The sequence below is a fragment of the Methylobacterium sp. D53M genome, from assembly GCF_053345625.1.
The window spans coordinates 63,073-89,066 of record NZ_JBKFAL010000003.1 but is presented as its reverse complement, the minus strand read 5'-3'; the positions used below and the strand labels follow the sequence as shown (position 1 = coordinate 89,066).

At 69.6% G+C, this 25,994-nt stretch carries 24 protein-coding genes, 1 tRNA gene and 1 pseudogene; 15 read left to right on the top strand and 11 right to left on the bottom strand.

Features of this window, described 5'->3' with window-relative positions; genetic code table 11:
* Window position 1: 1 nt before the first annotated feature.
* From ACLBYG_RS07800 to ACLBYG_RS07770, 7 genes are all read left to right on the top strand, one after another.
* Window positions 2-3,199 (top strand): tail fiber domain-containing protein, encoded by a 3,198-nt coding sequence (locus ACLBYG_RS07800; protein ID WP_447681087.1) that lies wholly within the window; start codon window positions 2-4, stop codon window positions 3,197-3,199.
* Between the two features lie 65 nt (window positions 3,200-3,264).
* Window positions 3,265-3,612 (top strand): septal ring lytic transglycosylase RlpA family protein, encoded by a 348-nt coding sequence (locus ACLBYG_RS07795; RefSeq protein ID WP_447681086.1) that lies wholly within the window; start codon window positions 3,265-3,267, stop codon window positions 3,610-3,612.
* 13 nt (window positions 3,613-3,625) lie between these two features.
* Window positions 3,626-4,243 (top strand): lysozyme, encoded by a 618-nt coding sequence (locus tag ACLBYG_RS07790; RefSeq protein WP_447681085.1) that lies wholly within the window; start codon window positions 3,626-3,628, stop codon window positions 4,241-4,243.
* Complete coding sequence (locus ACLBYG_RS07785) at window positions 4,243-4,518, top strand: hypothetical protein (RefSeq protein ID WP_331313642.1); 276 nt, start codon at window positions 4,243-4,245, stop codon at window positions 4,516-4,518. Before ACLBYG_RS07790 ends, ACLBYG_RS07785 begins: the two co-directional genes overlap by 1 nt.
* On the top strand, window positions 4,518-4,931 hold the full coding sequence (locus ACLBYG_RS07780) for a hypothetical protein (protein WP_447681084.1): 414 nt from the start codon (window positions 4,518-4,520) through the stop codon (window positions 4,929-4,931). The genes ACLBYG_RS07785 and ACLBYG_RS07780 overlap by 1 nt, the downstream gene beginning before the upstream one ends.
* A gap of 46 nt (window positions 4,932-4,977) precedes the next feature.
* Complete coding sequence (locus ACLBYG_RS07775) at window positions 4,978-5,334, top strand: hypothetical protein (RefSeq protein WP_447681083.1); 357 nt, start codon at window positions 4,978-4,980, stop codon at window positions 5,332-5,334.
* 187 nt (window positions 5,335-5,521) lie between these two features.
* The gene (locus tag ACLBYG_RS07770) at window positions 5,522-6,544 is read left to right on the top strand and encodes a P63C domain-containing protein (RefSeq protein WP_447681082.1); all 1,023 of its coding nucleotides are present in this window, start codon (window positions 5,522-5,524) and stop codon (window positions 6,542-6,544) included.
* 1 nt (window position 6,545) lies between these two features.
* Here ACLBYG_RS07770 and ACLBYG_RS07765 read toward each other — a convergent pair whose 3' ends face one another.
* Entirely contained in the window at window positions 6,546-6,686 is a 141-nt protein-coding gene (locus tag ACLBYG_RS07765; RefSeq protein ID WP_447681081.1) for a hypothetical protein, read from the bottom strand.
* A 436-nt stretch (window positions 6,687-7,122) separates the two neighbouring features.
* On the opposite strand from ACLBYG_RS07765, the pseudogene ACLBYG_RS07760 reads away from it, so the two are divergent.
* Window positions 7,123-7,659: pseudogene (locus ACLBYG_RS07760) on the top strand (sce7726 family protein); the annotation flags it as partial.
* Window positions 7,660-7,680: 21 nt separating this feature from the next.
* On the opposite strand, the gene ACLBYG_RS07755 reads toward ACLBYG_RS07760, so the two are convergent.
* Window positions 7,681-8,715 (bottom strand): beta family protein, encoded by a 1,035-nt coding sequence (locus ACLBYG_RS07755; protein WP_447681080.1) that lies wholly within the window; start codon window positions 8,713-8,715, stop codon window positions 7,681-7,683.
* 141 nt (window positions 8,716-8,856) lie between these two features.
* Here ACLBYG_RS07755 and ACLBYG_RS07750 point away from each other — a divergent pair, with 141 nt between their 5' ends.
* Complete coding sequence (locus ACLBYG_RS07750; protein WP_447681079.1) at window positions 8,857-9,237, top strand: hypothetical protein; 381 nt, start codon at window positions 8,857-8,859, stop codon at window positions 9,235-9,237.
* 2 nt (window positions 9,238-9,239) lie between these two features.
* On the opposite strand, the gene ACLBYG_RS07745 is transcribed toward ACLBYG_RS07750, so the two are convergent.
* Window positions 9,240-9,488 (bottom strand): hypothetical protein, encoded by a 249-nt coding sequence (locus ACLBYG_RS07745; RefSeq protein ID WP_447681078.1) that lies wholly within the window; start codon window positions 9,486-9,488, stop codon window positions 9,240-9,242.
* A gap of 70 nt (window positions 9,489-9,558) precedes the next feature.
* Window positions 9,559-9,813 carry a hypothetical protein gene (locus ACLBYG_RS07740; RefSeq protein WP_447681077.1) on the bottom strand — a complete coding sequence of 85 codons (255 nt, stop codon included), beginning with the start codon at window positions 9,811-9,813 and terminating at the stop codon, window positions 9,559-9,561.
* Between the two features lie 197 nt (window positions 9,814-10,010).
* On the opposite strand from ACLBYG_RS07740, the gene ACLBYG_RS07735 reads away from it, so the two are divergent.
* Complete coding sequence (locus ACLBYG_RS07735; protein ID WP_447681076.1) at window positions 10,011-10,463, top strand: LexA family protein; 453 nt, start codon at window positions 10,011-10,013, stop codon at window positions 10,461-10,463.
* On the top strand, window positions 10,460-11,788 hold the full coding sequence (locus ACLBYG_RS07730) for a Y-family DNA polymerase (RefSeq protein WP_447681075.1): 1,329 nt from the start codon (window positions 10,460-10,462) through the stop codon (window positions 11,786-11,788). Before ACLBYG_RS07735 ends, ACLBYG_RS07730 begins: the two co-directional genes overlap by 4 nt.
* Before the next feature lie 246 nt (window positions 11,789-12,034).
* Here ACLBYG_RS07730 and ACLBYG_RS07725 read toward each other — a convergent pair whose 3' ends face one another.
* The 6 genes from ACLBYG_RS07725 to ACLBYG_RS07700 all read right to left on the bottom strand — a co-directional run bounded on the left by ACLBYG_RS07725 (window position 12,035) and on the right by ACLBYG_RS07700 (window position 16,883).
* A complete protein-coding gene (locus tag ACLBYG_RS07725) occupies window positions 12,035-12,235 on the bottom strand; it encodes a hypothetical protein (RefSeq protein WP_447681074.1) in 201 nt (66 codons plus the stop codon).
* Complete coding sequence (locus tag ACLBYG_RS07720; RefSeq protein ID WP_447681073.1) at window positions 12,232-12,492, bottom strand: hypothetical protein; 261 nt, start codon at window positions 12,490-12,492, stop codon at window positions 12,232-12,234. The genes ACLBYG_RS07725 and ACLBYG_RS07720 overlap by 4 nt, the downstream gene beginning before the upstream one ends.
* 98 nt (window positions 12,493-12,590) lie before the next feature.
* Window positions 12,591-12,665 (bottom strand) — tRNA-Gln (locus tag ACLBYG_RS07715).
* Between the two features lie 82 nt (window positions 12,666-12,747).
* Window positions 12,748-14,325, bottom strand: a complete 1,578-nt coding sequence (locus tag ACLBYG_RS07710) for an aldehyde dehydrogenase (NADP(+)) (RefSeq protein ID WP_447681072.1) — start codon at window positions 14,323-14,325, stop codon at window positions 12,748-12,750.
* A 59-nt stretch (window positions 14,326-14,384) separates the two neighbouring features.
* Window positions 14,385-16,055 carry a thiamine pyrophosphate-binding protein gene (locus ACLBYG_RS07705; RefSeq protein WP_447681071.1) on the bottom strand — a complete coding sequence of 557 codons (1,671 nt, stop codon included), beginning with the start codon at window positions 16,053-16,055 and terminating at the stop codon, window positions 14,385-14,387.
* A gap of 129 nt (window positions 16,056-16,184) precedes the next feature.
* Entirely contained in the window at window positions 16,185-16,883 is a 699-nt protein-coding gene (locus tag ACLBYG_RS07700) for a GntR family transcriptional regulator (protein ID WP_244540811.1), read from the bottom strand.
* Between the two features lie 192 nt (window positions 16,884-17,075).
* On the opposite strand from ACLBYG_RS07700, the gene ACLBYG_RS07695 reads away from it, so the two are divergent.
* From ACLBYG_RS07695 to ACLBYG_RS07680, 4 genes are all read left to right on the top strand, one after another.
* Entirely contained in the window at window positions 17,076-17,795 is a 720-nt protein-coding gene (locus ACLBYG_RS07695; protein WP_012319094.1) for a ribonuclease activity regulator RraA, read from the top strand.
* Between the two features lie 81 nt (window positions 17,796-17,876).
* A complete protein-coding gene (locus tag ACLBYG_RS07690; protein WP_447681070.1) occupies window positions 17,877-19,184 on the top strand; it encodes an MFS transporter in 1,308 nt (435 codons plus the stop codon).
* Between the two features lie 16 nt (window positions 19,185-19,200).
* Window positions 19,201-20,931, top strand: coding sequence for an L-arabinonate dehydratase (gene araD / locus ACLBYG_RS07685; RefSeq protein WP_447681069.1), 1,731 nt, complete (start codon window positions 19,201-19,203; stop codon window positions 20,929-20,931).
* Window positions 20,932-20,982: 51 nt separating this feature from the next.
* Window positions 20,983-21,987 (top strand): SMP-30/gluconolactonase/LRE family protein, encoded by a 1,005-nt coding sequence (locus tag ACLBYG_RS07680; protein WP_447681068.1) that lies wholly within the window; start codon window positions 20,983-20,985, stop codon window positions 21,985-21,987.
* Between the two features lie 133 nt (window positions 21,988-22,120).
* Here ACLBYG_RS07680 and metH read toward each other — a convergent pair whose 3' ends face one another.
* Window positions 22,121-25,873 carry a methionine synthase gene (gene metH, locus ACLBYG_RS07675; RefSeq protein WP_447681067.1) on the bottom strand — a complete coding sequence of 1,251 codons (3,753 nt, stop codon included), beginning with the start codon at window positions 25,871-25,873 and terminating at the stop codon, window positions 22,121-22,123.
* Between the last annotated feature and the right edge of the window lie 121 nt (window positions 25,874-25,994).

The following is a 25,994-nucleotide window of genomic DNA, read 5'->3' as shown; positions in this document are numbered from 1 at the left end:
CATGGGTGTCTGGAACTGGTCGCTGTCCGCGGCCCGTAACGCGCTGTCCGATCGCCTCATCCAGGCCATCGACGGCGCCTCGGCGCGCGATTACCCGAGCTTCATCCGCTTGGTCATGGCGGCGATGCGCGCCTACGCGGACGACCAGGGCGGCGGCATCGTCACGACCGGCACGGCCAACGCCTATGTCGCGGCGACCTCCTCCGGCGTGTCCGAGCTGCGGCCGGGCATGTCCCTGCTGCTGCGTCTCGACCGCACCAACACCGGCGCGGCCAGCCTCAACGTCGACGGTTCCGGGCCGAAGCCCTGGCGGGACATCGCCGGGAAGGAGTTCGACCCGGGCGATCTCGTGGCCGGCACCTCCGTCTCGGTGGTCTACGACGAGACCACCGACGCGTGGCTCGCCACCGGCTGGGTAATCGGCGGCAACGCGACCAAGCTCCGGATCACGCTGCCGGGCGGCGCGTCGCAGCCGCTCACCTCGGCGATCGCGCCCGTGGTCTCGCTCGGCATCGCCCGCGCGGATATCCCGACCCGCATCATCCCGATCACCTCGTTCCGGGTGTCCGGCTTCGCGGTCGCGGGCGATTTCGGCGTCGGCGCGACCTACATCCGCGGCACCTCGGCCGGGCCGATGGCGATCCAGGACGCCGCCGGCACGTGGTTCCAGCTCGACCTCGGCAAGCCGGCCATGCAGGCGGGCTGGTTCGGCGTCGTGCCGAACGTGCTCACCGTCATGCAGGCCACGGCGAACCGCGTCGGCCTCAACGTCGCGAAGGCGTTCCTCACCACCGGCCGGACCCTGTACCTGCCCACAGGCAAGATCGCGCTCGCGCCCGATCCGGCCAACGTGAACGCCCCGGCCTGGGAGCTGGGCAACGGCACGGACACCAGCGTCTCGACCGTGGCGGGCTTCTCGGTCCTGCCGGCCGGCGGCTGCTCGACGCCCGGCGGCGGCGAGGTCGGCGGCCCGGGCGGCACCGAGTTCGTCGCGGTCGGCTCCTGGGGCACCGGACAGGTGTTCAAGCTCAACGGCCCGATCACCGGCGTGGACGTGCGCCTGTCGGTGAACTGCAACGGCATCGCCGCGACCGGCGTCGACGTGGTCCACGCGTTCCGGTCGAACCTCGAGTTCGAGGTCCAGCGCTACACCGTCAACGGCGCGGTCCTGCGCACGATCAACGGCCCGACTTTCAACGGCCTGACCCAGGGCTTCATGGAGTGCACGGGCCGGATCACCACGACCCTGCCGGCGACCCGCACGGCCGAGGGCGTGGTGCTGCGCGCCTACGAGGCGGTCGTCGCCAAGAACGCGCCCGGCTACTTCTACCAGGGCTTCAGCCGCAACAACCTGCGCATCAAGTCGGAGATCCCCGGCGCGGCCGGCTGCGCCGCGGTCGTCATCGACCGGATCGACAACAACCTCCTGCCGATGATGTTCACCTATGCCGGCGGCAACGGCGCCGATGCGGGCTCGGGCGGCGTGCGCGGCATCGCGAGCCAGGACGGCTTCTTCCCGTGCGAGAACACGTTCTTCGCCGGGCACATCCTCGGCGGCTGGATCGGCAACTGGGGGACCGGCGGCAACCGCGCCCCGGCCTACTCGACCTCGGACGGTGAGACGCTGCCCCCGGCCTCCTTCGTCTGGGACACGCACACCGGCCTGTTCGGCGGCATCCGCCGGATGTACGCCGACGACAGCGGCTCGGTCGCTGCCCCGAGCTACACCTTCGGGTCCGCGCAGAACTCCGGCCTGTTCCTCGTCCCCGGCAGCGGCGGCGCGGTCGGCCTCACCGCCGGCGGCGTGCTCGGCGTGCAGGCGGACACCGCGGGCCGCGTCGGTCTCGGCATGGCGCCGGTCGCCGGCTACGGGGCGGCGATCGCCGGCGACGTCGCCCTCGCGGGCGGCTCCCGGACGATCATGGCGACGTCCGGCAGCTTCCTCCAGCTCCAGGGCCCGAACACCGTCTACCTGTCGACCGGCGGCACGCAGCGCGTCACGGTCGACAGCACCGGCCTGTCCGTGGCCGCGGCCGGCACCTTCGGCGGCGGCCTGACCGCGGGCGGGGATCTCAACCTCGGCGGCGGGTCGCGGACCATCTCGGCGACGGCCGGCGTCTTCCTGCAGATCCAGGCGCCGACCACGGTGTACCTGACCACGGGCGGCGTCCAGCGGGTGACGGTGGACGCCACCGGGCTCACGGTCGCGGCTGGCGGCTCGTTCGGGGCCACGCTCAACGTCACCGGCAAGGGCACCTTCGGGAACGACCTCGCGGTGACCGGCACGGGCACGTTCGGCGCGGTGACCACTGCCGGCGCGGGCTCGCTCGGGTCGCTCAGCGTCACCGGCAACGGCACGGTCGGCGGCACCCTCAGTGCTACCGGCGCGGCGAGCTTCGGCTCGACCCTGACCGTGACCGGCAAGGCGACGCTGAACAACGACCTCGCCCTGTCCGGCCTGATGACGGTCGGCGGCACCCTGACCAGCACCGGCAAGGGCACGTTCAACGGCGGCCTGGCCGTGACCGGAACGGCGACGCTCAACTCCGGGCTGACGGTGGTGGGCGCCAGCAGCCTGTCGGGCGACGTCAGCCTCGACGGCGGCTCGCGCACGATCGCCGCCTCGAGCGGGGCCTTCCTGCAACTCCAGGCCGTGACGACCCTTTACCTGACGACGGCTGGCGCCCAGCAGGTCGCGGTCGACGCCACCGGCATCGCGCCGGGCGTCACCAACGCCCGCGACCTCGGCAAGAGCGCGTCGCTCCAGTGGCGCAACCTCTACCTTCAGAACGCCGTCACGGTGAACTCGGACGCGAAGCTGAAGGACGAGATCGAGCCCATCCCGGACAGCGTACTGCGCGCGGTCCGCGCCGTGCCGATGCGCCGGTACAAGCTGAAGCAGTCGATCGAGGAGAAGGGCGCCGACAAGGCGCGCTGGCACGTCGGGGTGATCGCCCAGGACATCGCCGCGGCGTTCGAGGCCGAGGGCGAGGACGCCTTCGCCTGGTCGGTGCTGTGCCGGACCCCCGACACCGTCATGGTGCCGGTGGGGGTCGACGATCCGGAGGCCGATGGCGGCCGGCGCGTCGAGATCGAGGAGCGCCCCGTGCTCGACGCCGACGGCCGGCAGACCAGCACGCTCTCGGTCCGGTACGACGAGTGGCAGAACCTCGTCCTGGCTGCGCGCCTCGCCGCCTGACGCCACCCTGCCCGACCTGTCCGTCCGCGCCGCCTCCGGGCGGCTTTTTCATGCCCGGAGCCATCATGCCCCTGCGTCACACGGCGCGGGCCGCCCTCGCGTGCCTAGCGCTCGCAGGATCGGTCCCGCGCGCCCAGGCCGAAGTCGCCTCTTGGTACGGTCCGGGCTTCCACGGCCGGCTCGCCGCCGATGGCTCCCGGTTCGACCAAGACGCGCTCACCGCCGCGCACAAGACGCTGCGGTTCGGGACCCGGGTGCGGGTGACCTGCGCCGCGACCGGCCGCTCGGTCGTCGTCCGGATCACGGACCGCGGCCCGTTCGTCGCCGGCCGGGCGATCGACCTCTCGCGCGGCGCGGCCCGGGCCATCGGCCTGTCGGGCGTCGGCCGCGTCCACCTCGCCATCCTCGGCTGACCCGGAGACCATCATGGACGTCTCGCCCATCGGACGCGCCGCCCTCGAGAGGCGCGAAGGCACACGCCTGACTGCCTACAAGGATTCCGTCGGCGTCTGGACGATCGGCACCGGTATCACGACCGCCTCCGGGCTGATCAAGGTCGTGCCTGGCCTCACGATCACGCCGCTCCAGTCCGACGCGCTCTTCGCCGCCGCGCTGGAGAAGTACGCGGCCCCGGTCCGCGCCGCCCTCGCGAAGCCGGTCCCGCAGCCGTTCTTCGATGCCTGCGTGAGCCTCGCCTACAACATCGGGCCGGTCGGCTTCGCGCACTCCACCGTGGTCCGCCGCGCCAATGCCGGCGACCTGGCCGGGGCCGTCGAGGCGTTCCTGATGTGGAACAAGCCCGCGGCAATCATCTCGCGCCGGCAGGGCGAGCACGACCAGGCCGCCCTCGCCTCGTACGACGGTGCCAAGGTCTACGCCCGCCGCGGCGACCGCGCGCCCGTGAAGGCGATGGCCGGCACCCTGCCGGCGCCGGCGACCGCGCCCGATCCGCTCGCGCCGATGACGGGAGCGAAGCCGACGGCCGCGCGCCCCACCCTCTTCAACCGCCTCGTCGACCTCTTCCTCGGACGAAAGACCGTCTGATGCCCCGCTCCCGCTTCCACCGCGCCCGCATGCTATGGCGCCGCCTCAGCGGCTGGCGCACCTTCATCTTCTTCACGCCCGCATTCCTGCTGGCGCTGCTCGACGCGCTGCACGCCGTCGACTTCCGGCAGCTGCTCATCGACATGGGCGCGCCGGAGGGGACCGCGAAGGCGATCGTGGCCGGGTGCTTCCTGATGGGCCTTGTGATGCGGGCCTACACGACCACGCCGCCCATGCGCGCCCCGGACCGGGACGCGCCGGGAGGGCCGCGCTGATGCTCGCCGCCCTCCTCACCCTCGTACCGGGCCTGCTCGGCAAGATCCTCGACTTCGCCAACAAGCGGGCCGACACGGATCTCGCCAAGCACCAGGTCGATGTCGGCGCCGACGTCTCGACCAACGCGCAGATGTTCCAGGCCTGGATCGTGGCCCAGCAGCAGGTTGCGGCCGCGCGCAACGCCGATCGGGCTTCCCTGCTGACTGCCTGGATGATGCCCGTCGCGTTCGCGATCGCGATCATCCACTTCGGTGCCGTCACCTTCGATTGCTTCCCCTGGGACGGTCACACGGTCGGCTCCTGGAAGATCGCCGCGATGCCGGGGGAGTACCTGGAGATCCAGAAGACGATCATCTGGGCCGGCGTCGGCCTGATCGGTCTGCTCGGCGTCAAGAAGACCTTCACCCGGTAACCCTCTCCCGCCCCGGAGAGGGGCAGGGCCGCGAAAGACCGCCGCCATGGACACGTCCTTCCTGTCGCCCGGGCCGATCACCTGGGCGCAGCTCATCGCGCTCGCGCTGTTCCTGTTCTCGGTCGGCAAGGGCGTCGACTGGGTCGTCGGGAAGCTGCGCACCGGCACGAAGGAGGCGGTCTCGCCGCTCACCATCGACATGGCAGCGGCCAAGATCGAGATCCGGTCGCTCGAGGATAAGCTGAACGCCTTCAAGATCGAGGTGGCGCGGACCTACGTGACCGGCGACGTCATCACCCGCCTGGAGCGGCGCATCGACGACATGGTCAGCTCGGTGCGGGGCGAGATGAAGGAGACCCGCGACGAGATGCTGAAGGCCTTCATGCGGCGGCCGCCCGACTGACCGGAAGCCGTTAACATCCGTCAACGCGTTGGGCGCCCTGGCTTCGGCGGGGGCGCCCATTGTCGTTTCGGCAGCCGGGTGCCTTTTCAGAGCGCCATGAATCGATTCAGCACGCATGCCAGTTTAATATGCTTGCATTGCTCGCTAAAAGGCGCATCATGCACGCATTGAGCAAGGAGATGCGTGCATGGAGCGGAATGAGGTTGAGGGGCGGGCTCGCGGCGGCAAAGCGCGCGCTCAGATGCTCTCCCCGGAGGAGCGCAAGGCGTCCGCTAAAAAGGCGGCGGATGCTAGATGGGGAGCAAAACCTGATGATGGTGAGACGTATCCGGCGGCGACGCATAGGGGCGTTATCAATATTGGAGATGTAGAACTTGCTTGCTTCATTCTAGATGATGGACGTAGGGTTATCTCGGGTCGTGGGATGACCGCGGCGATCGGCATGAAGGGGCGTGGCCAAGGCGCTCAGCGGATCGGCGAACATAGGATAATTAAACCGTTCCTTTCGAAAGAACTGTCTGAAGCGTTATCGAATCCGATATTGTTTACTGGCGCTTCACCTCGTGGCAACGCCCCGAGTTCTGGCTTTGAGGCGACGGTGCTTCAAGAACTTTGCGAAGTTTTGCTCCGCGCTAGAGATGCGAAGGCGCTGCAGACAGAGCAAGAAATCAGATATGCGCAATTCGCTGACATGCTTATCCGCTCATTCGCGCGGCTCGGCATTGTAGCTCTTGTTGATGAGGCGACCGGCTATCAGCGAGAGCGGGCAAGCGATGCTCTTGCTCGTATTTTGGAGGCATTCATAGCGAAAGAGCTTCAACCCTGGATTAAGACATTTCCTGACGAGTTTTACGAAGAATTGTTCCGGCTCCGTGGGCTGCAATATCCGCACGCAACAGTAAAGCGTCCGCAGTATTTCGGACATTTAACGAACGATGTGATCTACAAGCGTCTTGCGCCCGGTGTCTTGGAAGAGTTGAAAAAATCGACCCCCAAGTTGCCATCAGGCAGGAGAAAAGGGACTTTGACTCAAAAGCTAACTCCAGAATTTGGCCACCCAAAACTCCGTGAGCACTTGGCGTCCGTGACTACCATCATGTCGCTAAGCGACAACTATGACGATTTTAAAAAGAAACTGGATCGAAGGCATCCTCGCTACGATCAAAGTGGTCAACTAGATTTCGAGGAGGCCGACGAAGGGGGGCTTTGATTTAAGGGGAACGCCTCGCCTCATCCTCGACTGCATGCTGCTTCTTCGTCGTGATCAGCAGGTCGAGGTAGGCGATGGCATCCTCGTGGGCCTGCATAGCGTGCACGTCGCCGATCGCCTGCCAGTCTGCCAGAGGTGCCATGAGCGTAGGTCGGACAGCGGGTGCAGGCAGCTCTTGTGCTCGTCGGTCATGATCTGCCCTGCACCAATGGCAGCCCGGTTCGGGCGCTCCACGCCTTCGCCCTGGCCCACGCAGCGGCGAGTGCCTCGATGGCCTCGTCTTTGGTGTCGGCCATGCCGTTCAGCGGTCTCACGCCTTCGCCCTCGTACCCGCGCTGACAGCCGGTGCAACTCCAGAACCAGATGCCATTCTGCGGGCCGACCGGCGAAACCCAGCGGACCGCAAACTCGCACGATCTTAGCCGGAAGCGTGGTCCGGGTTCGGCGCTGCAATGAATGCAGCCCTATGCGGCAGTCGACCCCCTGGAAATGCTTGAAGCCGAGAGGCATACCCTGCCACATCGGCTCTGTGGTCGACAGCCGCAGAGCGTCGCCATCTTGGGAGGGGACCGGCAGTCGTGCATGATCGCGACGTAAGATGCGCCGTCATGGCCTATCTGGACCGGCTGCATGCCGGCGACGCGGATACGCGCGTCGTTCAAGAGATGGGCATCTGGTCCGGATCCGTGCGCGTCGACATCGCGGTCATCAACGGCGAGCTGCACGGCTTCGAGCTGAAGAGCGAGCGCGATACGCTGGAGCGTCTTCCGGCGCAGGCCGCCCTCTACAATCAGGTGTTCGACCGCGTGACGCTGGTGGTCGCCGAGAAGCATGCCGCCAAGGCGTCCGGCATCATCCCCGATTGGTGGGGGGTGTCGTTGGCCTGCGGACGCGCTGGCGCGCCGGTTGATCTAGCCCCGTCTCGCGACGCCCTTCGCAACCCGACGCCAGATCCGGTGCAGATCGCTCGGTTGCTGTGGCGGGCCGAGGCTGTCGAGGTGCTGGAACGTCACGCCCTCATCAAGGGCTTCCGTAGCAAGCCGGTCGACACGCTGGCCCATCGGCTGGCCCGCGAGCTCCCCCTATGCGTACTGCGCGACGAAGTGCGGGCCAGTCTCAAGGCCCGCCCGGGTTGGCTAGGGCAGGTGGTGGCAGGTGACCGATGCGTGCCGATTGAAGCCCAGCCCCACCCAGGTCTCGCGGTTGCCCGACCTGCCGACACCGGCCATTGCGGCGATCTGCTGGATGCGAGCGTCGGCCCAACACCCTGGGACCTGTCCGAACCCCGGGTGTCCAGCGAAGCCCTGGGCGTGCCCGTGATACTGGGCGGTCATGGGCTGTCCGTTCGGCCCATTGGTTGCGACGCCCCTTCGGATGATCCATTCGGCTGGTAGCGCGTAACGTGGAGAGACCGTAGCGCGCGCCATCGCGGCAGGCGGCGGCTCGAACAAACTACGGTGCGAGATGCCGTGGTCGCCGAAGTGAAGGTTCGGGATTACCGGCGCGACCGCTTGCCAGAGCTGCCAGCATCGACGTGGGACGAGGTTCGGCCCCGGTACAAGGCCGCCGACATCCTGTGGCGCGGATGAAGACACCAGGGTCATCGAACGCCATCCGGCCGGTTGCGCGATAAGTGGTTGAAGGGCCGTGATCGCGACCTGAGCAATGAGCGGCGGATCGAAATCCGACACATGGTTCGCGTCGATCAAAAGGTCGGTGTCCGCGATCGAACCGCCTTGCTGCGTGAGCCACGCAGCCGCGTTCGGCAGGTTCGCGAGACTGCTCCTCAGCACGAGGCCGGGCGCGTACCGATTCAGCACGGCTCCGACGCCGGTGTGGTACGGACCGGTGGCCCCAACGTCGAGCACGGGCAGGACAGGCACGCCCGCGAGCCCGATGGATTGTAGGAGCGTGGCGAAGGCTTGGGACGATCCATCCGCCGCGGATCGGGCAGCCCCGTCCAAGGCAACAGGCAGCCCCGGCCACGCCGCGGCTAAGTCGGTTGCGAACGTCGCCGACGTGCTCGACATGATCTGGAATAGGGGGAAGATCCTGGGCTTTACACCCGGATCCAAATTCCTGAGAGCTTCGACCTCTCCCGATTTAGCCCTAAGGCTTGGGACGTACTGATAGTTTCTACCCGTTTGGCCGAGATGAGTCGTGACGCCCACAGAACGCTTCCTCCTGATTCGAAATGCAGGATAGCGCAACCTTAGGGTGACACACGAGATTCGTGGTAGCCCGTATGCAGCGTCGTCGCGGCGCTATACCAGTTAAGGCATACTGAACGGTGGCATCCTATCGCCTCCGTGATGAGCATCATCGACCTCCCGCCCACCGTCGCCTCCTGGCGCGACCAGATCGAGCGCCTATCCGAGCACGCCTCGCCGTGCCGATACCTGACCCCGACGCGATGGGCGGCGATGCGCGCGAACGCGCTGGCTTTCCTCGACCAGCACGGCGCCGAAGCGCACCGGCTCGGCTGGACCGCGGAGCAGCTGTTCGGCGTCCACCCGGAGCACGGATTCCTGCGCGTCGAGTATGCCGGCGCGCTGATGGTCAACGACAGCAAGGTCGTGGGCGTCGAGTCCGACCGGATCGTGTTCGACCGCTTCTCCGGTTACCGGACGAAGCCCGGGCAGACCTGGGGGCCGCCGGTCTGGGAGTTCGCGGCGCGGGGAGTGGGGCGGTAGGGCTATTCTACTTCGGCGAGTTCCTCGCCGTCCTTCACACCCAGCGCAGCCTTCTCCGCGAGCAGCGTCGCTAATGCGGACCGGATGCGATCGCCCTGCTCTGCGTATGGCAGCTCGGCTGCGTCGAGCAGCGCGCCGCGATACCGCGTCTGGATCGCCGCGAGCTGCGTTGGTAGGCCGACCCTGCGGGGCGCCTTCTCGGCGACCTTCGCCTTGACCGATTTCTTCTTGGCGGGCGTTTTTCCAGGCATGCCGAGCCAAGCTGGATGCAGGCTGACGGTTCCTCTCTCCTGAGCTCGGGATCGGAGCCAATCGCTCGTTCTACCCGCCCTGCAGACTATCCGCGAAGTCGTCGGGGATCTCGCCCCACTGGCCGAGGATCGTGACGCCCTCCAGCTCGCCGGTCTCGTCGTCGGCCACCACCTTCAGTGCCGCCTCGCCCGGCATCCGCTTCGCGAGGTTCTCTGCCTTCTTGAGCGCGCCGCTCTCGGTCTGCGCAGGCTCCTGCCGGGCGGGCCGCAGCCGCTTCCGGTGCAGCTCGAAGGGCTGCACCACGAACGCCGTCTTCATCGCCATCGTCGTCTCCCGCCCGCTCCGACCCGCCAAACGCTCACCGCCGACCGCGCGAGGCGCTTAACATTCCGCCACGACTGACCTTTTCGACCCGAGTTCACATTCGTCCACCGGCCGGAAAGAAACATTCCGCGCGCAGATTGAACCCGGCCCGCGCATCAGCTTTGTTCCGTATTCGTTCTAACACGGCGGAGCCCCGGGTGCACCTCAACCGGATCGACGAACTGCTGATCCACAGCCCTGAAGCCGTCCGCGTCCCACTGATTGGGCAAGCCCTGTGCGCCGGCTTCCCGTCACCGGCCGACGACTTCCTCGAGGGCGCGCTCGAGTTGCCCCGCTGGCTCGTGCCGAACCCACCCGCCACCTTCCTGTGGCGGATCAGTGGCTCGTCCATGGAGGGGGCCGGCATCTACGACCGCGACCTCGCCTGCGTCGATCGCAGCCTCAAGGCGGGCCACGGCAGTATCGTCGTCGCGGCGATCGACGGCCAGATGAGCTGCAAGCGCCTCGTGATCGACGGCAACGTCGCCCGCCTCGCCTTCTGCAACCCGGACCTTCCGGCGTTTGCGGTCGACGAGTTCGGCGAGGGGGCGATCTGGGGCGTGGTGCGCTTCTCGATCCGCTGGCACGTCGCCCGCGGGCAGCTGTCGTGAGCACGCCGGAGGCCCGGCTGCGCGACCGGATCGGCGGCGGCCGCGCCGTGGCGCTGATCGACGGCAACAGCTTCTACTGCTCCTGCGAGCGCGTGTTCGACCCGAAACTCGCCGCCGTGCCGGTAATCGTGCTCTCGAACAACGACGGCTGCGCCATCGCCCGCACCAGCGAAGCCAAGGCGCTCGGCATCAAGATGGGCGACCCGTACTTCAAGATCCGCGAGATGTGTCGGGTCCAGGGGGTGCGGGTGTTCTCGTCGAACTACACCCTCTACGGCGACATGAGCGGCCGCACCAACGCGGTCTACCGGCAGTTCAGCCCGCAGGTGGAGATTTACTCCATCGACGAAAGCTTCCTGAACCTGTCGGACGTGGCGCCGGCCTTGCGGGTCGAGCTCGCGCGGGACCTGCGCGCGACGGTGCGAGCCTGGACCGGGATTCCGACTTGCGTCGGTATCGGCCCGACCAAGACGCTGGCCAAACTCGCCAACCACATCGCCAAGACCGTGCCGGCGCTGGACGGCGTGTGCGACCTGACGGACCCGGCGGCCTACGCGCACTGGCTGTGCCGGATCGATGTCGCCGAGGTCTGGGGCATCGGCCGGGCCTCGCTCGCCAAGCTCCAGGCGATGGGCGTGGAGAGCGTGGCGGACCTGCGCGACCTCGACCCGCGGCCGGTGCGCAAGGGCCTGACCGTGGTCGGCGAGCGGATCATCTACGAGCTGCGCGGCGCGGCCTGCCTGCCGCTGGAGATGGTGCCGGCGCGGCGGAAGGGCTGCGCGGTCACGCGCTCGTTCTCGAGCCGGATCACCGAGCGGGCTGTGCTGGAGGAAGCGGTCGCCGCGCACGCGACGCGGCTTGGGGAGAAGCTGCGGCGCGAGGGGCTGGGCACCAACCACGTCACGATCTTCTACCACACGAGCGAGCATGACCGGGGCGAGCCGATGCGCTCGGTCTCGACCACCGTGCAGCTGCCGGAGCACAGCTCGGACACGCTGGCGCTGATCAAGGCGGCACGGCACGGGGTGGCGCGGACATGGCGCGAGCCGGGCGGGCGGCCGTGGCGGTACAGCAAGGCCGGGATCGTCACGAACGACCTCGTGCCGCTGTCGCACAGCCCGCGGGCGCTGATCGGCGCGCTGGACCGCGAGCGATCCGGCCCGTTGATGGCGGCGATGGATGCGTGCAACGCGCGCTGGGGCCGCGGCGCCGTGGTGCCGGCGCGGGCGGGGCCTGTGAGCCGGCGCGATTGGAACACGAAGTTCGAGATGCGCACGCCGCGCTACACGACACAGGTGAGTGAGCTGCCGGTCGCCTACGCCTGAGGGGATATATCGCCGGCTGTCCGCCACCGGGTGACGTTCCGGCGCAACTCGCTGACCGCAAGGCCGTCAGCCTCCAGGCGCACCAGTGCGCCGGCGGCGCGCATGGCGCGCTCCCGGCCGGGGATTCCGGCGCGCTCGGCGAGTTCGGTGGCGGTCGATGGCTCGGACGTCAGCGCCGCCAAGACGCGACGGCGAATGTCGTGACGAGGCCGGGCGCCTCGAGGCGATGGGGCTTTCGGCATCTCGCTACGCGAGCGCGATCAGCATCCAGGCGCGCGCCTTCGCCAGCAGGTCAGCGTCCCCGGCCGATGGATCCGACGCAATGACCCAGACGATGATCTCACGCGCGTCTTCGCCGCTCATCCCGATTCCCCGCGTGAATCCGCTCAAATGCTCAAAGAGGCGTTCTGCGATCGCTTCCCTGTCCGGATTGGTGTTGTCGTTCATCCCTTCACCGGGTGGGCCAGCAGGATCGCGGTCCGGACCATGTTGCGCTTCCAGGCCGCCTTGTCGGTGGTCAGCGCCTCGTTCGCTCGAGTGTTAGTGCGGATCGTCTCGATAAGGTCGAGGGTCCAGCCCTTCGCGAGCGGGTAGGCTTCGGTCGCCAGATCTGCGAGCACCGCGTCGACCGCTGCGTCTATCTCCTGATCGGTGACCTCAGCGGCCTTCCGCAGTTCCGAGACGGTCGGGAGTTCCTTAGCCATTCGGGACTGTGCCGGCTTTTGTGCAGCGGAAATACACCTTCTGTTCCGGTGTGTCCGTTATGTCCCGGTGCCGAAGGTGCTGTTTTGGTTGGGAAATTTGGCTGGGGCGCCAGGATTCGAACCTGGGAATGGCGGTACCAAAAACCGCTGCCTTACCACTTGGCGACGCCCCAAGGTGAGCGGAGGCTGTCTAGACGCCGCGCCCGCCCCTGGCAAGCGGCGGATCGCGGCCGTCCGGCCCCTGCCCGAAGCGGCTCAGCGGCGCTCGGGTGTGCCGTCGATCCGGCGGGGCAGGCCCAGCGGGTTGGCGGCCTGGAGCGCCGCCGGCAGCAGGGCGTCGGGGACGTCCTGGTAGCTCACCGGCCGCAGGAACCGGTCGATCGCGAGGCTGCCCACCGAGGTCGTGCGCCCGTCCGAGGTCGCCGGGTAGGGCCCGCCATGCACCATGGCATGCGCCACCTCGACGCCGGTCCCGAACCCGTCCACCAGGATCCGGCCGACGCGGCGCTCCAAGAGCGGCAGCAGGTCCCGGACGGCGGCGTGATCCTCCGGCGCGAGGTGCAGCGAGGCCGTGAGCTGGCCTTCCAGACGCTCCAGAACCGCCCGCATCGCGGCGAAGTCCGCGCAGCGCACCACGAGCCCCGAGGCGCCGAACATCTCCTCCTGCAGCTCGGGATCCGCCAGGAACACGTCCGAGTCCGCGGCGAACAGGGTCGCCCGGCCCTGGGTCGCCCCGCCCTCCGCGCCCTCGGCGATGCGGGTGACGGCGGCGTGGCCGGCCACCCGCGCCACGGCCTCGCGGTACGCGCGCTGGATGCCGGGCGTCAGCATGGTCGCGGCCGGGCTCTCGCGCAGGGCCGCGCCGGCCGCCTCGAGGAAGGCGTCGAGACCCGGACCCGGCAGCGCCAGGATCAGGCCGGGATTGGTGCAGAACTGCCCGGCGCCGAGCGTCAGCGAGGCCGCGAAGGCCTTGCCGATCGCGGCGCCCCGCGCGGCGAGCGCGCCGGGGAACAGCAGCACCGGGTTGATGCTGCTCATCTCGGCGTAGACCGGGATCGGCGACGGGCGCCCGGCCGCGATCGCCATCAGGGCGGTGCCGCCCCGGCGCGAGCCCGTGAAGCCGACGGCCGCGATCCGGGGATCGGCCACCAGCCCCTGCCCGATCGACTGGCCGGCATCGAACAGCAGCGAGAAGGTCCCCTCCGGCAGGCCGCAGGACGCAACCGCCTTCTGGACGGCGCGGCCGACGAGCTCCGAGGTGCCGGGATGGGCGGGATGCGCCTTGACCACCACCGGGCAGCCCGCCGCCAGGGCCGAGGCGGTGTCGCCGCCCGCCACCGAGAAGGCCAGCGGGAAGTTCGAGGCGCCGAACACCGCCACCGGGCCGACGGCGATCCGGCGCAGGCGCAGGTCCGGACGGGGCAGCGGCTTGCGGTCCGGAAGGGCCGGGTCGATCCGCGCCTCGACGTAGCTGCCCTCGCGGACGACGCCGGCGAACAGGCGCAGCTGGCCGACCGTCCGGGCGCGCTCGCCCTCGATCCGCGGCCGGGGCAGCCCCGTCTCGGCCATGCAGCGAGTGACGAGGTCGTCCCCGATCTCCAGGATGTTCGCGGCGATCGCTTCCAGGAAGCCGGCCCGCGCCTCCGGGTCGGTCTCGCGGAAGGTGTCGAAGGCGGCCTCGGCGAGCGCGCAGGCCCGGTCGAGGTCGCTCCGGCTCGCGCCCGGGAAATCCGGCTCCAGGGCCTGTCCGGTGGCCGCCTCGACGGCCCGGAAGGCCGCCTCGGTGCCGCGCCGCGCCTCGGCGCCGATCAGGTTCTCGCCGCGCAGGGTCATGAGCTGCTCCTCTCGGTGGGGGTGCGGGCGGGCCGCACCGGGACGGCGCGCGCGGGCGGTCAGCCCCGCTGCGCCGCCAGGGCCTTCTCGCGGATGGCCGCGAGGGTCATGGTCGGGGTGAGCGCCTCGGGATCGACGAGGCAGTGGATCATGGCCGGCAGCCCGGAGGCGATGCCGCGCTCGAAGGCGGGGGCGAACTCCTCGGTGCGCTCCACCCGTTCGCCGTGGCCGCCGAAGGCGCGGGCCAGCGCCGCGAAGTCGGGGTTGCGCAGCTCGGTCGCCGAGACGCGGCCGGGATACTCGCGCTCCTGGTGCATCCGGATCGTGCCGTACATGCCGTTGTCGAGCACCACCACCACGACGGCGATCCCGTACTGAACCGCGGTCGCGAATTCCTGCACGGTCATCATCACGTCGCCGTCGCCGGCGAGCGCCACGACGATCCGCTCCGGGCGGCTGCGCTTCGCCATCACGGCGGCGGGCAGGCCGTAGCCCATGGAGCCGGAGGTCGGCGCGAGCTGCGTGCCGAAGGCGCGGAACCGGTAATAGCGGTGGACCCAGGTGGCGAAGTTGCCGGCGCCGTTGCAGATCACCGCGTCCGGCGGCAGCCGCTCGCGCAGCCACGCGATCGCCGCGCCGTACTGGAACGCGCCGGGCTTCGGCTCCGGCGTCTCGGACCACGCGCGGTAGGCGGCATGGGCCTCGGCGGCGCGGCCGGTGCCGGTGGCCTCGAACTCCGGCAGGACCGTGCAGAAGGTCTCGGGTGCCGCCTCGATCGCCAGCGCCGGCTGGTAGACCCGGCCGAGCTCCGCCGCGTCGGCGTGGACGTGGACCAGCGGCAGGCCGGGATCGGGGATGCCGAGCAGGCCGTAGGACTGCGCCGGCATCTCGGAGAGGCGCCCGCCCACCATCAGCAGCAGGTCGGCCTCCCGGATCCGGGCGAGCAGCGCCGGGTTCGGCCCGATCCCGAGCTCGCCCGCGAAGTTCGGGTGGTCGGCGGGGAAGAGCTGCGCTCGCCGGAACGAGACCGCCACCGGCAGGTCGTGGCGCTCGGCCCAGGCGGCCAGGGCGGCGACGGCGCCTTCCGTCCAGCGGGAGCCGCCGAGCACCACCACCGGCCGCCGCGCCTCCGCCAGCATGGCCCGCAGGCGCGCGACGTCGTCCCCCGACGGGGCCGGCGCGGCCGGGACGACGCGCGGCGCGTCCGGCACGGCCGCGACGTCGTCGAGCATGTCCTCCGGCAGGGCGACCACGACGGGGCCCGGGCGGCCCTGCAGCGCGACCCGGAAGGCCCGGGCGAGGATCTCCGGGATGCGCGCGGCGTCGTCGATCTCCACCGCCCACTTGGCGACGCCGCCGAACATCTGGCGGTAGTCGACCTCCTGGAAGGCCTCGCGGTCGCGCATGCGCCGGGCGATCTGGCCGACGAACAGGATCATCGGCGTCGAATCCTGGCGGGCGATGTGCACGCCGGCGGAAGCGTTGGTGGCGCCGGGGCCCCGGGTCACGAAGCAGATGCCAGGGCGGCCCGTGAGCTTGCCGGCGGCCTCGGCCATGATCGCCGCGCCGCCCTCCTGCCGGCAGACCAGCACGTCGATGCCGCTGTCGCGCAGGGCGTCGAGCACCGCGAGATAGCTCTCGCCGGGGACGCAGGTCACGCGCGCGACGCCCTGCGCGCGGAGCTGGTCGACGAGCACCTGCGCGCCGGTGCGTGGGGGCAATCCGCTCAAGCCGTTCCTCCCTGGCGCTCGGGCCGCGTCCGGGGCATGGCGCCGGGATCGGCCGTGGATCCGCCCGCCGCTGAGATGCGTCTGATATCCCAGTCTCAGGATAGGGGCGGGTTCGGGGCGGTCAACCTGTCAGACCAGGGGGCGCCGGTCGAGGGCCCGGCGGGTCATCCGGTCGAGAAAGTCGAACAGCGTCCCGATCCCGGCAAGGGCCGCCCCCGCGTCGCGCGCCGCGATGCCCGACACGATCGCCGCGTGGATCGCCGCGCAGTCCGGGAAGCTCGCGGTCGGCTCGTAGGTGTACCAGAACCGTCGCGACTGCGCGTGCAGCGCCGCCATGGTGCCGGCGAGCGTCGGGTTGTAGGCGGCGCCGACCAGCCCCTCGTGCAGGGCGCGCTTGTGCCGGAAATACGCTTCCCGGTCGCGGGCCTCGGCGGTGCGGCGCAGCCCGCCGACGCGATCCAGCAGCCGCGCCATGTCGTCCTCGGTGCCCCGCGCGATGGCGCAGCGGGCCACGGTCTCGTCGAGGGGCCGCCGCACCTCCAGCAGCTCGAGGTGCCTGATGATGTCGACCTGGGTGACGAGGACGCCGCGGCGCGGGTGGACCTCCACGAACCCGATCGTCTTCAGCCGTGCCAGGGCCTCGCGGACCGGGGTCCGGCCGAGGCCCAGCTCCGCGCCGAGTTCGCCCTCGGAGACCATCGCGCCCGGCGCGAGGCGGCGGCTGATGATCATCTGCTCGATGGCGTCGTAGGCGGTCTCGGCGAGCGAGCGCGGCCTGCGCGCCTCCGCCGCCGAGGCGCTGCCGCCCGCAAAGTCCAATTCGGCCAAGGGCTTCCCCGTCGATCTCCGCTCGGGTCGGTCGCGACCCGCGCCGGTTGACAATGGCGCGGCGCCCCGTGTTACTCAAGAGCTGGGATATCAGTCTGCGCCCAGCGCGGACGGGAGCCAAGGCCGGCGCAAGCGACGCGTGATTGTCACCGTCCGCGGGTGCCGAGACCGAGGCCCGGGGAGGAGAAGCGGATGTCCGGGTTGTCCCCTGAGACGCGCGCCAAGCTGAAGACCGTCAGCACGGCCACGCTGATGACCGCCCTCTACAAGCGCGGCTTCCGCAACCAGATGATCCAGGGCGTGCTGCCCCTGAAGGCCGGCGGCCCGACGATGGTCGGCGAGGCCTACACCCTGCGCTACATCCCGGCCCGGGAGGACCTGAACCCGATCACGGTGTTCCGCGACCGCGCGCACCCGCAGCGCAAGGCCGTGGAGGAGTGCCCGCCCGGCGCCGTGATGGTGATCGACAGCCGGAAGGACGCCCGGGCCGCCTCCGCGGGCTCGATCCTGGCGACCCGGCTGATGGTGCGCGGCTGCGCCGGGCTCGTCACCGACGGGGGCTTCCGCGATGCCGACGAGATCGCCCGGCTCGAGATGCCGAGCTACCACGCGCGCCCGTCGGCACCGACGAACCTCACGGTCCACCAGGCGATCGACATCAACGTGCCGATCGGCTGCGGAGACGCGCCCGTCTTTCCCGGCGACGTGATCGTCGGCGACGGCGACGGGGTGGCGGTGATCCCGGCCCACCTCGCTGACGCGGTCGCCGACGAGGCCGTGGAGATGACCGCCTACGAGGATTTCGTCACCGAGGAGGTACGCAAGGGCCGCACAATCCTCGGCCTCTACCCTGCCACCGACGAGCAGAGCCTCGCCGATTTCGCCGCCTGGCGGACGCGGACCGGCCGCTGAGCGTGCCGCACCGGCCCGCTCCGGCCCGGCCCGCGATCGGCAAAGGGCCGGGACGCGTCGGATTCGGCTCGGGGGGACGCCATGGCGGCGGGGTTGCGCGGGGGCGATGCGGCGCCGGAGATCGAGCGGCGGACGGTCGCCAAGGTGTCGCGGCGTCTGCTGCCGCTGATCGTCCTGATCTACTTCTTCGCCTACATGGACCGGACCAACGTGGGCTTCGCGGCGTTCGGGCTGAGCCGGGAGTTCGGGTTCTCCGCCACGGTCTACGGCTGGGCGGCCGGCATCTTCTTCCTCGGCTACGTCATCTTCGAAGTGCCGAGCAACGTCCTCCTGGAGCGCGCCGGTGCGCGGCTCTGGATCGCCCGGATCATGGTCACCTGGGGGCTGGTGGCGGGCAGCATGGCGCTCATCACCGGCCCGGCGAGCTTCCTCGCCCTGCGCTTCCTGCTGGGCGTGGCCGAGGCCGGCTTCTTCCCCGGCGTGATCCTCTACTTCACTTACTGGTTCCCGAAGCGGTACCGGGCGCGCGTGGTCGCCGCGCTGTTCCTCGCGGTCCCGGGCTCGAACGCCCTCACGGCGGTGATCTCGGGGGCGCTGCTCCAGCTCGACGGGGCGCTCGGCCTGCACGGCTGGCAGTGGCTGTTCCTCCTCGAGGCGGCGCCCTCGATCTTGCTGGCCTTCGCGGTCCTGGCGCTGATGACCGACCGGCCCGAACAGGCCGCGTGGCTCACGTCCGAGGAGCGATTGTGGCTCGGGACCGCGATCGCGGCGGAGCGGGACGGCACGGTCCGGGCCCACGGGCCCTTCACCCTGGGGCAGGTCCTGACCGACCGGCGCGTGCTCGCGCTGGGCGCGATGTACTTCAGCATCGGTACCGCCACCTACGGCATCACCTTCTTCCTGCCGCCGATCCTGAAGAGCCTGCACCTCACCGACTGGGAGACGGGGGTCGCGACGGCGGTGCCCTACGGCGTCGGGACCCTGGGCATGATCGCCTGGAGCTGGTCGTCGGACCGGCGCGACGAGCGCCGCTGGCACTTCGCGATCGCCGCGCTGGTCGCCGCCCTCGGCCTCGTCGTCTCCGGCCCCATGCTCGGCAGCCTCTGGGCGCTCGCGGCGATGTCGGTGGCCACGATCGGGCTCTACGGGAGCAAGCCCGCCTTCTGGGCGATGCCGGGGGAGTTCCTGGCCGGGCCCGCGGCCGCCGGGGGGATCGCGCTGATCAACGCGATCGGCAATCTCGGCGGCTTCGTCGGCCCCTACGTCCTGGGCTGGCTGAAGGATTATACCGGGACCTACGAGGCCGGCCTCTATTTCCTGGCGGCTTGCGCGCTCGCCGCCGCGGCGATCACGCTCGTCGCGGGCCGCCCGGCCGGGTCGAACGCGTGAGACCGGAGACAGAGCGATGACCGCGCGCAAGAAGACCCTGGAGGATCTGCGCAGCCAGCGCTGGTTCGGCGCCACCGACCTGCGCAGCTTCGGCCACCGCTCGCGCATGCTGCAGATGGGCTACGAGCGGGCGGATTTCACCGGCAAGCCGATCGTCGGCATCATCAACACCTGGAGCGACATCAACCCCTGCCACCAGCATTTCCGCGAGCGCGTCGAGCACGTGAAGCGCGGCGTCTGGCAGGCGGGCGGCTTCCCGATCGAGTTGCCGGCGCTGTCGCTGTCGGAGAACTTCGTCAAGCCGACCACGATGCTCTACCGCAACCTCCTGGCCATGGAGGTGGAAGAACTGCTGCGCCAGCACCCCGTGGACGGCGCGGTGCTGATGGGCGGCTGCGACAAGACCACACCCGGCACGGTGATGGGCGGGATCTCCATGAACCTGCCAATGGTGTTCCTGCCGGCGGGACCGATGATGCGCGGCCATTTCGGCGGGACGATCCTGGGCTCGGGCTCGGATGTCTGGAAGTACTGGGCCGAGAAGGAGGCCGGGAACATCACCGCGCAGGAATGGAACGACATGGAGGCGGGCATCGCCCGCTCCGCCGGAACCTGCATGACCATGGGCACGGCCTCGACCATGACGGCGATCACCGAGGCCCTGGGTTTATCGCTGCCCGGTTCGGCCTCGATCCCGGCGGCCGACGCCGACCATCCGCGCATGGCCGGCGCCTGCGGCCGGCGGATCGTCGAGATGATCTGGGAGGACCTGAAGCCGTCCGACATCCTCGACCGCCGCTCGGTCGACAACGCGCTGGTGGTCCACAACGCGCTCGCCGGCTCCACCAACGCGATGATCCACCTCGTGGCCATGGCCGGTCGGGCCGGTATCCCGGTCAAGCTCACCGAGTTCGACGAGTTCGCCCAGAAGGTGCCGGTCATCGCCAACCTCCGGCCCTCGGGTCAGTGGCTCATGGAGGATTTCCACATCGCGGGCGGCATCCGCGCCCTGATGGCGCGCCTGTCCCCCCTCCTCCACCTCGACGCCCGCTCGGTCACCGGCGGAACGATCGGCGACGGGCTCGCCGGCATGCGGGTGTTCAACGACGACGTGATCCGCCCGCTCGACCGGCCGATCGTGGCCATGGGCGGGACCGCGATCCTGTACGGCAACCTCGCCCCGGACGGCTGCGTGATCAAGCCGCCGGCCGCCGACCCGCGGCTGCTGCAGCACACCGGTCCCGCGCTGGTCTTCGACAGCTACGACGCGATGAGCGCGGCGGTGAACGACCTCGACCTCGACGTCACGCCCGACCACGTGATGATCCTGCGCAATGCCGGCCCGATCGGCGGCCCCGGCATGCCGGAATGGGGCATGCTGCCGATCCCCAAGGTGCTGCTCCGGCAGGGCGTGCGCGACATGGTCCGCATCTCGGACGCGCGGATGAGCGGGACCAGCTACGGTGCCTGCATCCTGCACGTGGCGCCGGAATCGGCCGCGGGCGGTCCGCTCGCGGCCGTGCGCGACGGCGACCTCATCACCGTGGATGTGCCCGGGCGGCAGATCCACCTGCACCTCGACGACGCCGAGATCGCGGCGCGGGTGAAGGCGTTCCGGCCGCCGGACCGGGCCTATCCGCGGGGCTACAACCGGCTGTTCGCCCAGCACGTGCGGCAGGCCAACGAGGGCTGCGACTTCGACTTTCTGGAGGGCGCCGGGGGGATCCCGGAACCCGAGATTCACTGACCGGCCCGAGCCGCCGGCAACAGGCGGCGGGCCCCATCACAGGGAGGTAACATGGTGATGATCGCACGCAGGGGCCTGCTCGCCGGAGCGGCCCTGCTCGGCGCCGCGCGGGCGGCCGGGGCCGGCTGGGAGCCGTCGCAGCGGGTGCCCGATCCGGCCGTCGAGATCCTCGATCCGGCCTTCGCCAAGTACCGGCTCGCCTCGGCGACGGTCGAGCGGGTCGCCACGGGCTTCCGCTGGGCCGAGGGGCCGGTCTGGTTCGGCGATATGGGATCGCTGCTGTTCAGCGATGTGGTCAACGACCGGATCATGAAGTGGGAGGAGGCGTCCGGCACGCTCTCGGTGTTCCGCAAGCCGTCGAACTACGCCAACGGCAACACCCGCGACCGGCAGGGCCGGCTGGTCACCTGCCAGCACAGGACCCGCAGCGTCACCCGCACCGAGCACGACGGCAGCCTGACCACGCTGATGGACCGGTTCGACGGCAAGCCGCTGAACTCGCCGAACGACGTGGTCTGCCATTCCGACGGTGCGGTCTGGTTCACCGACCCGGCCTTCGGGCCGAATCCGCACGAGTCGATGGCCGCGCCGGAGCTTCCCGGCAACGTCTACCGGATCGATCCGAAGACGGGACAGGCCAGCGTCGCGGTCGAGGGCGTGGCGGGGCCGAACGGGCTCTGCTTCTCGCCGGACGAGTCCAAGCTCTACCTCATCGAGGCGCGGGCGAAGCCGAACCGCCTGATCCGCGTCTACGACGTGGTCGAGAACGGCACCAGGACCGCCAACGGCCGCGTCTTCTACGATGCCGGCACCGGCACGCCGGACGGGTTTAGGGTCGACGTCGACGGCAACCTCTGGTGCGGCTGGGGGATGAGCGAGGCCGAGGACGGAGTGCTGGTGCTCTCGCCGCAGGCCAAGCCGATCGGCCGGATCCGCCTGCCGGAGCGCTGCGCCAACCTGTGCTTCGGCGGCATCAACCGCAACCTCCTGCTGATGACGGCGTCGCACTCGGTCTATTCACTGTACGTGAATACGCGGGGCGCCAGGACCTGCTGAGGTTGGACGGGCAGGTCTGACCCCCGCCGTCCTTGCGAGCGGAGCGAAGCAATCCAGGGTAGCGGCACGCCGACCGATGTCGCGCTGCCCTGGCTCGCTTCGCTGCGCTCGCGATGACGGTGGTGCCCCGCCCCTACTCCGCCGCCTGCGGCATGTACCGCGCCGGATCGTAGTTCAGGATCGGGCCGAGCCAGCGCTCGACGTCGCGGACATCCATCCCCTTGCGGGCGGCGTAATCCTCGACCTGATCCCGCTCCACCTTGGCGACGCCGAAATAGTGCGCGTCCGGGTGGGCGATGTAGATCCCCGATACCGACGAACCCGGCCACATCGCGTAGGACTCGGTGAGCTTCACGCCGATCCGGCTCTCGGCCTTCAGGAGGTCGAACAGGGTGGTCTTCTCGGTGTGGTCGGGCTGGGCCGGATAGCCCGGGGCCGGGCGGATGCCGTCGTACTTCTCCAGCACCAGCTCCTCGGGCCCGTAGGCCTCGTCGGACGCGTAGCCCCAGAACTCCTTGCGCACCCGCTCGTGCATCCGCTCGGCGAAGGCCTCGGCGATGCGGTCGGCGAGCGCCTTCACGAGGATCGCCCGGTAATCGTCGTTGGCCCGCTCGAACCGCTCGGCGATCCGCACCTCCTCCAGGCCGGCCGTGACCACGAAGCCGCCGACATAATCGGCGATGCCGGTCTCGGCCGGGGCCACGAAGTCCGACAGGCAGGTGTTCGACCGCCCGTCGCGCTTCGAGAGCTGCTGGCGCAGGCCGTGGAAGGTGGCGAGCCGCTCCGACCGGCTCTCGCCTGTGTAGAGCGCGATGTCGTCGCCGACGCTGTTGGCCGGCCAGAAGCCGATCACCGCCTTCGGATTGAACCAGCGCTCCTCAACGATCTGCTTCAGCATCGCCTGCGCGTCCTCGTAGAGGGCGCGGGCGGCCGGGCCCTGCTCGGGATCGTCCAGGATCGCCGGGAAGCGGCCCTTGAACTCGTAGGTCTGCAGGAACGGCGTCCAGTCGATGTAGGGCACGAGGTCGGCGACCTCGTAGGAGCCGTAGACCCTCGTGCCGGTGAAGGTCGGCTTGGCCGGCTTGTAGCCCGACCAGTCGATCTTGAAGGCGTTGGTCCGCGCCTTCGCGAGCGGCAGCCGCTGCTTGTCGGCCTCCGAGCGCCTGTGGGCGTCCGCCACCTTGGCGTACTCGGCCCGGACCTTCTCGATCGTCGGCCCACGAGTCTCCTTCGAGATCAGGCTCGACACCACGCCGACCGCGCGGCTCGCGTCCGTGACGTAGACCGCCTGACCCTTGGCGTAGGCCGGGTGGATCTTCACCGCCGTGTGGACGCGGCTCGTGGTGGCACCGCCGATCAGCAGCGGCACGTCGAGCCCCTCGCGCTCCATCTCGCCGGCCACGTGGACCATCTCGTCGAGCGACGGGGTGATCAGGCCCGACAGGCCGACGATGTCGACTTTCTCGGTCTTGGCGGTCTCCAGGATCTTGGCGGCCGGCACCATCACGCCGAGATCGATGATCTCGTAGTTGTTGCAGGCCAGCACGACGCCGACGATGTTCTTGCCGATATCGTGGACGTCGCCCTTCACGGTCGCCATCAGCACCTTGCCGGCGGCCTGGCGCTTGCCGTCGCCGCCGTTGGCGCGCTTCTCCTCCTCCATGAACGGCTCGAGATAGGCGACCGCCTGCTTCATCACGCGGGCTGACTTCACCACCTGCGGCAGGAACATCTTGCCGGAGCCGAACAGGTCGCCGACCACGTTCATGCCGGCCATCAGCGGGCCCTCGATGACGTGGAGCGGGCGCTCGGCTGAGGCCCGCGCCTCCTCGGTGTCGGCCACGATGTACTCGGTGATGCCGTTGACCAGCGCGTGCTCGATCCGCTTCTCGACCGGAGCCTCGCGCCAAGTCAGGTCGGCGGTCTTGGCCTGGGCCGATGCGCCGGTCTTGAAGCGCTCGGCGGCCTCCAGCAGGCGCTCGGTGGAATCCTCGCGGCGGTTGAGGACGACGTCCTCGCACAGCTCGCGCAGCTCCGCCGGGATCTCGTCGTAGACGGCGAGCTGGCCGGCATTGACGATGCCCATGTCCATGCCGGCCTTGATGCAGTGGAACAGGAACACCGCGTGCATGGCCTCGCGCACCGGCTCGTTGCCGCGGAAGGCGAAGCTGAGGTTCGAGACGCCGCCCGAGATATGGGCGTGCGGCAGGGTCTCGCGGATCGTGCGGGTCGCCTCGATGAAGGCCACGCCGTACGGGTTGTGCTCCTCGATGCCCGTGGCGACCGCGAAGATGTTCGGATCGAAGATGATGTCCTCGGGCGGGAAGCCGACCTGCTCGGTCAGGATCCGGTAGGCCTTGGTGCAGATCTCGACCTTGCGTTCGTAGGAATCCGCCTGCCCCTGCTCGTCGAAGGCCATCACCACCACGGCGGCCCCGTAGGAGCGGCAGACCCTGGCGGCTTCGATGAACTTCTCCTCGCCCTCCTTCATGGAGATCGAGTTCACGATCGGCTTGCCCTGAATGCACTTGAGGCCGGCCTCGATCACCTCGAATTTCGAGGAATCGACCATCACGGGCACCCGGGCGATGTCGGGTTCGGCGGCGACGAGATTGAGGAACTCGACCATCGCCTTCTGCGAGTCGAGCAGGCCCTCGTCCATGTTGACGTCGATCACCTGGGCGCCGGCCGCCACCTGATCGCGCGCGACGTCCAGCGCCGCCGCGTAGTCGCCGTTGGTGATGAGCTTGCGGAACTTGGCCGAGCCGGTGACGTTCGTGCGCTCGCCCACGTTCACGAACGGGATTTCCGGCGTGAGCACGAAGGGCTCGAGGCCCGACAGACGCATCAGGCGCGGCACCTCGGGGATCGGCCGCGGTGCCTTGCCGGCGACGGCCTCCGCGATGGCGCGGATGTGGTCCGGCGTAGTGCCGCAGCAGCCGCCGACCATGTTGACGAGGCCGGATTCGGCGAACTCGCCGACCAGCTTGCCCATCGCCTCCGGGCTCTCGTCGTAGAGGCCGAACTCGTTCGGCAGGCCGGCATTCGGGTAGGCGCAGACCAGCGTGTCGCAGATCCGCGACAGCTCGGCGATGTGGCCGCGCATCTCGCGCGCGCCGAGGGCGCAGTTGAGGCCGAAGGTCAGCGGCTCGGAATGGCGCAGGGAGTGCCAGAAGGCCGCCGGGGTCTGGCCCGACAGGGTGCGGCCCGAGAGATCCGTGATCGTGCCGGAGATCTGGATCGGCAGCCGGATGCCGGTCTCGTCGAAGACCTGCCACGCCGCCGCGACCGCCGCCTTGGCGTTCAGCGTGTCGAAGATCGTCTCGATCAGGATCAGCTCGGCGCCGCCGTCGATCAGGCCGCGGACCTGCTCCACGTAGGCCTGCTTGACTTGGTCGAAGGTGACCGCCCGGAAGCCCGGGTTGTTCACGTCGGGCGAGATCGACAGGGTGCGGTTCGTCGGGCCGATGGCGCCGGCCACGAAGCGGCGGCGGCCGTCCTTCTCCTCGGCGAGCTTGGCCGCCTCGCGGGCGAGCCGCGCTCCTTGAGCATTCAGCTCGTGGATGATCGACTCCATTCCGTAATCGGCCTGGGCGATGGTGGTGCCCGAGAAGGTGTTGGTCTCGCAGACGTCGGCGCCGGCCAGGAAGTAGTCGAGGTGGATCTGCCGGATCGCGTCGGGCTGGGTCAGGATCAGCAGGTCGTTGTTGCCCTTCTGATCGTGCCCGTGATCCCTGAACCGGTCGCCGCGAAAGTCCTCTTCCGAGAACTTCAGGCGCTGGATGACGGTGCCCATCGCCCCGTCGAGGACGAGGATCTTCTCCGCGGCGCGGTGGCGCAAGGCCTTCGCGATCTCGGTGCCGTCGACGGGGGCAAAATCGGTCATCGTGCGTCCTGTCAGATCACCTCGTCCTGAGGTGCCGGAGCGAAGCGGAGGCCTTGGAGGCCTCCAGATATCTCGGTGTTCCCTGGAGCCCTCCTTCGGGGCCACTCGCGCGGCACCTAAG

Coding starts and splice junctions, on each gene's coding strand:
- ACLBYG_RS07765 (WP_447681081.1), bottom strand. CDS start 6,686: ATGGCACCTCTGGCAGACTGGCAGGCGATCGGCGACGTGCACGCTATG.
- ACLBYG_RS07720 (WP_447681073.1), bottom strand. CDS start 12,492: ATGGCTAAGGAACTCCCGACCGTCTCGGAACTGCGGAAGGCCGCTGAG.
- ACLBYG_RS07785 (WP_331313642.1), top strand. CDS start 4,243: ATGCCCCGCTCCCGCTTCCACCGCGCCCGCATGCTATGGCGCCGCCTC.
- ACLBYG_RS07710 (WP_447681072.1), bottom strand. CDS start 14,325: ATGACCCTGCGCGGCGAGAACCTGATCGGCGCCGAGGCGCGGCGCGGC.
- metH (WP_447681067.1), bottom strand. CDS start 25,873: ATGACCGATTTTGCCCCCGTCGACGGCACCGAGATCGCGAAGGCCTTG.
- ACLBYG_RS07740 (WP_447681077.1), bottom strand. CDS start 9,813: ATGGCGATGAAGACGGCGTTCGTGGTGCAGCCCTTCGAGCTGCACCGG.
- ACLBYG_RS07795 (WP_447681086.1), top strand. CDS start 3,265: ATGCCCCTGCGTCACACGGCGCGGGCCGCCCTCGCGTGCCTAGCGCTC.
- ACLBYG_RS07770 (WP_447681082.1), top strand. CDS start 5,522: ATGGAGCGGAATGAGGTTGAGGGGCGGGCTCGCGGCGGCAAAGCGCGC.
- ACLBYG_RS07800 (WP_447681087.1), top strand. CDS start 2: ATGGGTGTCTGGAACTGGTCGCTGTCCGCGGCCCGTAACGCGCTGTCC.
- ACLBYG_RS07790 (WP_447681085.1), top strand. CDS start 3,626: ATGGACGTCTCGCCCATCGGACGCGCCGCCCTCGAGAGGCGCGAAGGC.
- ACLBYG_RS07750 (WP_447681079.1), top strand. CDS start 8,857: ATGAGCATCATCGACCTCCCGCCCACCGTCGCCTCCTGGCGCGACCAG.
- araD (WP_447681069.1), top strand. CDS start 19,201: ATGACCGCGCGCAAGAAGACCCTGGAGGATCTGCGCAGCCAGCGCTGG.
- ACLBYG_RS07695 (WP_012319094.1), top strand. CDS start 17,076: ATGTCCGGGTTGTCCCCTGAGACGCGCGCCAAGCTGAAGACCGTCAGC.
- ACLBYG_RS07780 (WP_447681084.1), top strand. CDS start 4,518: ATGCTCGCCGCCCTCCTCACCCTCGTACCGGGCCTGCTCGGCAAGATC.
- ACLBYG_RS07680 (WP_447681068.1), top strand. CDS start 20,983: ATGGTGATGATCGCACGCAGGGGCCTGCTCGCCGGAGCGGCCCTGCTC.
- ACLBYG_RS07775 (WP_447681083.1), top strand. CDS start 4,978: ATGGACACGTCCTTCCTGTCGCCCGGGCCGATCACCTGGGCGCAGCTC.
- ACLBYG_RS07745 (WP_447681078.1), bottom strand. CDS start 9,488: ATGCCTGGAAAAACGCCCGCCAAGAAGAAATCGGTCAAGGCGAAGGTC.
- ACLBYG_RS07690 (WP_447681070.1), top strand. CDS start 17,877: ATGGCGGCGGGGTTGCGCGGGGGCGATGCGGCGCCGGAGATCGAGCGG.
- ACLBYG_RS07725 (WP_447681074.1), bottom strand. CDS start 12,235: ATGAACGACAACACCAATCCGGACAGGGAAGCGATCGCAGAACGCCTC.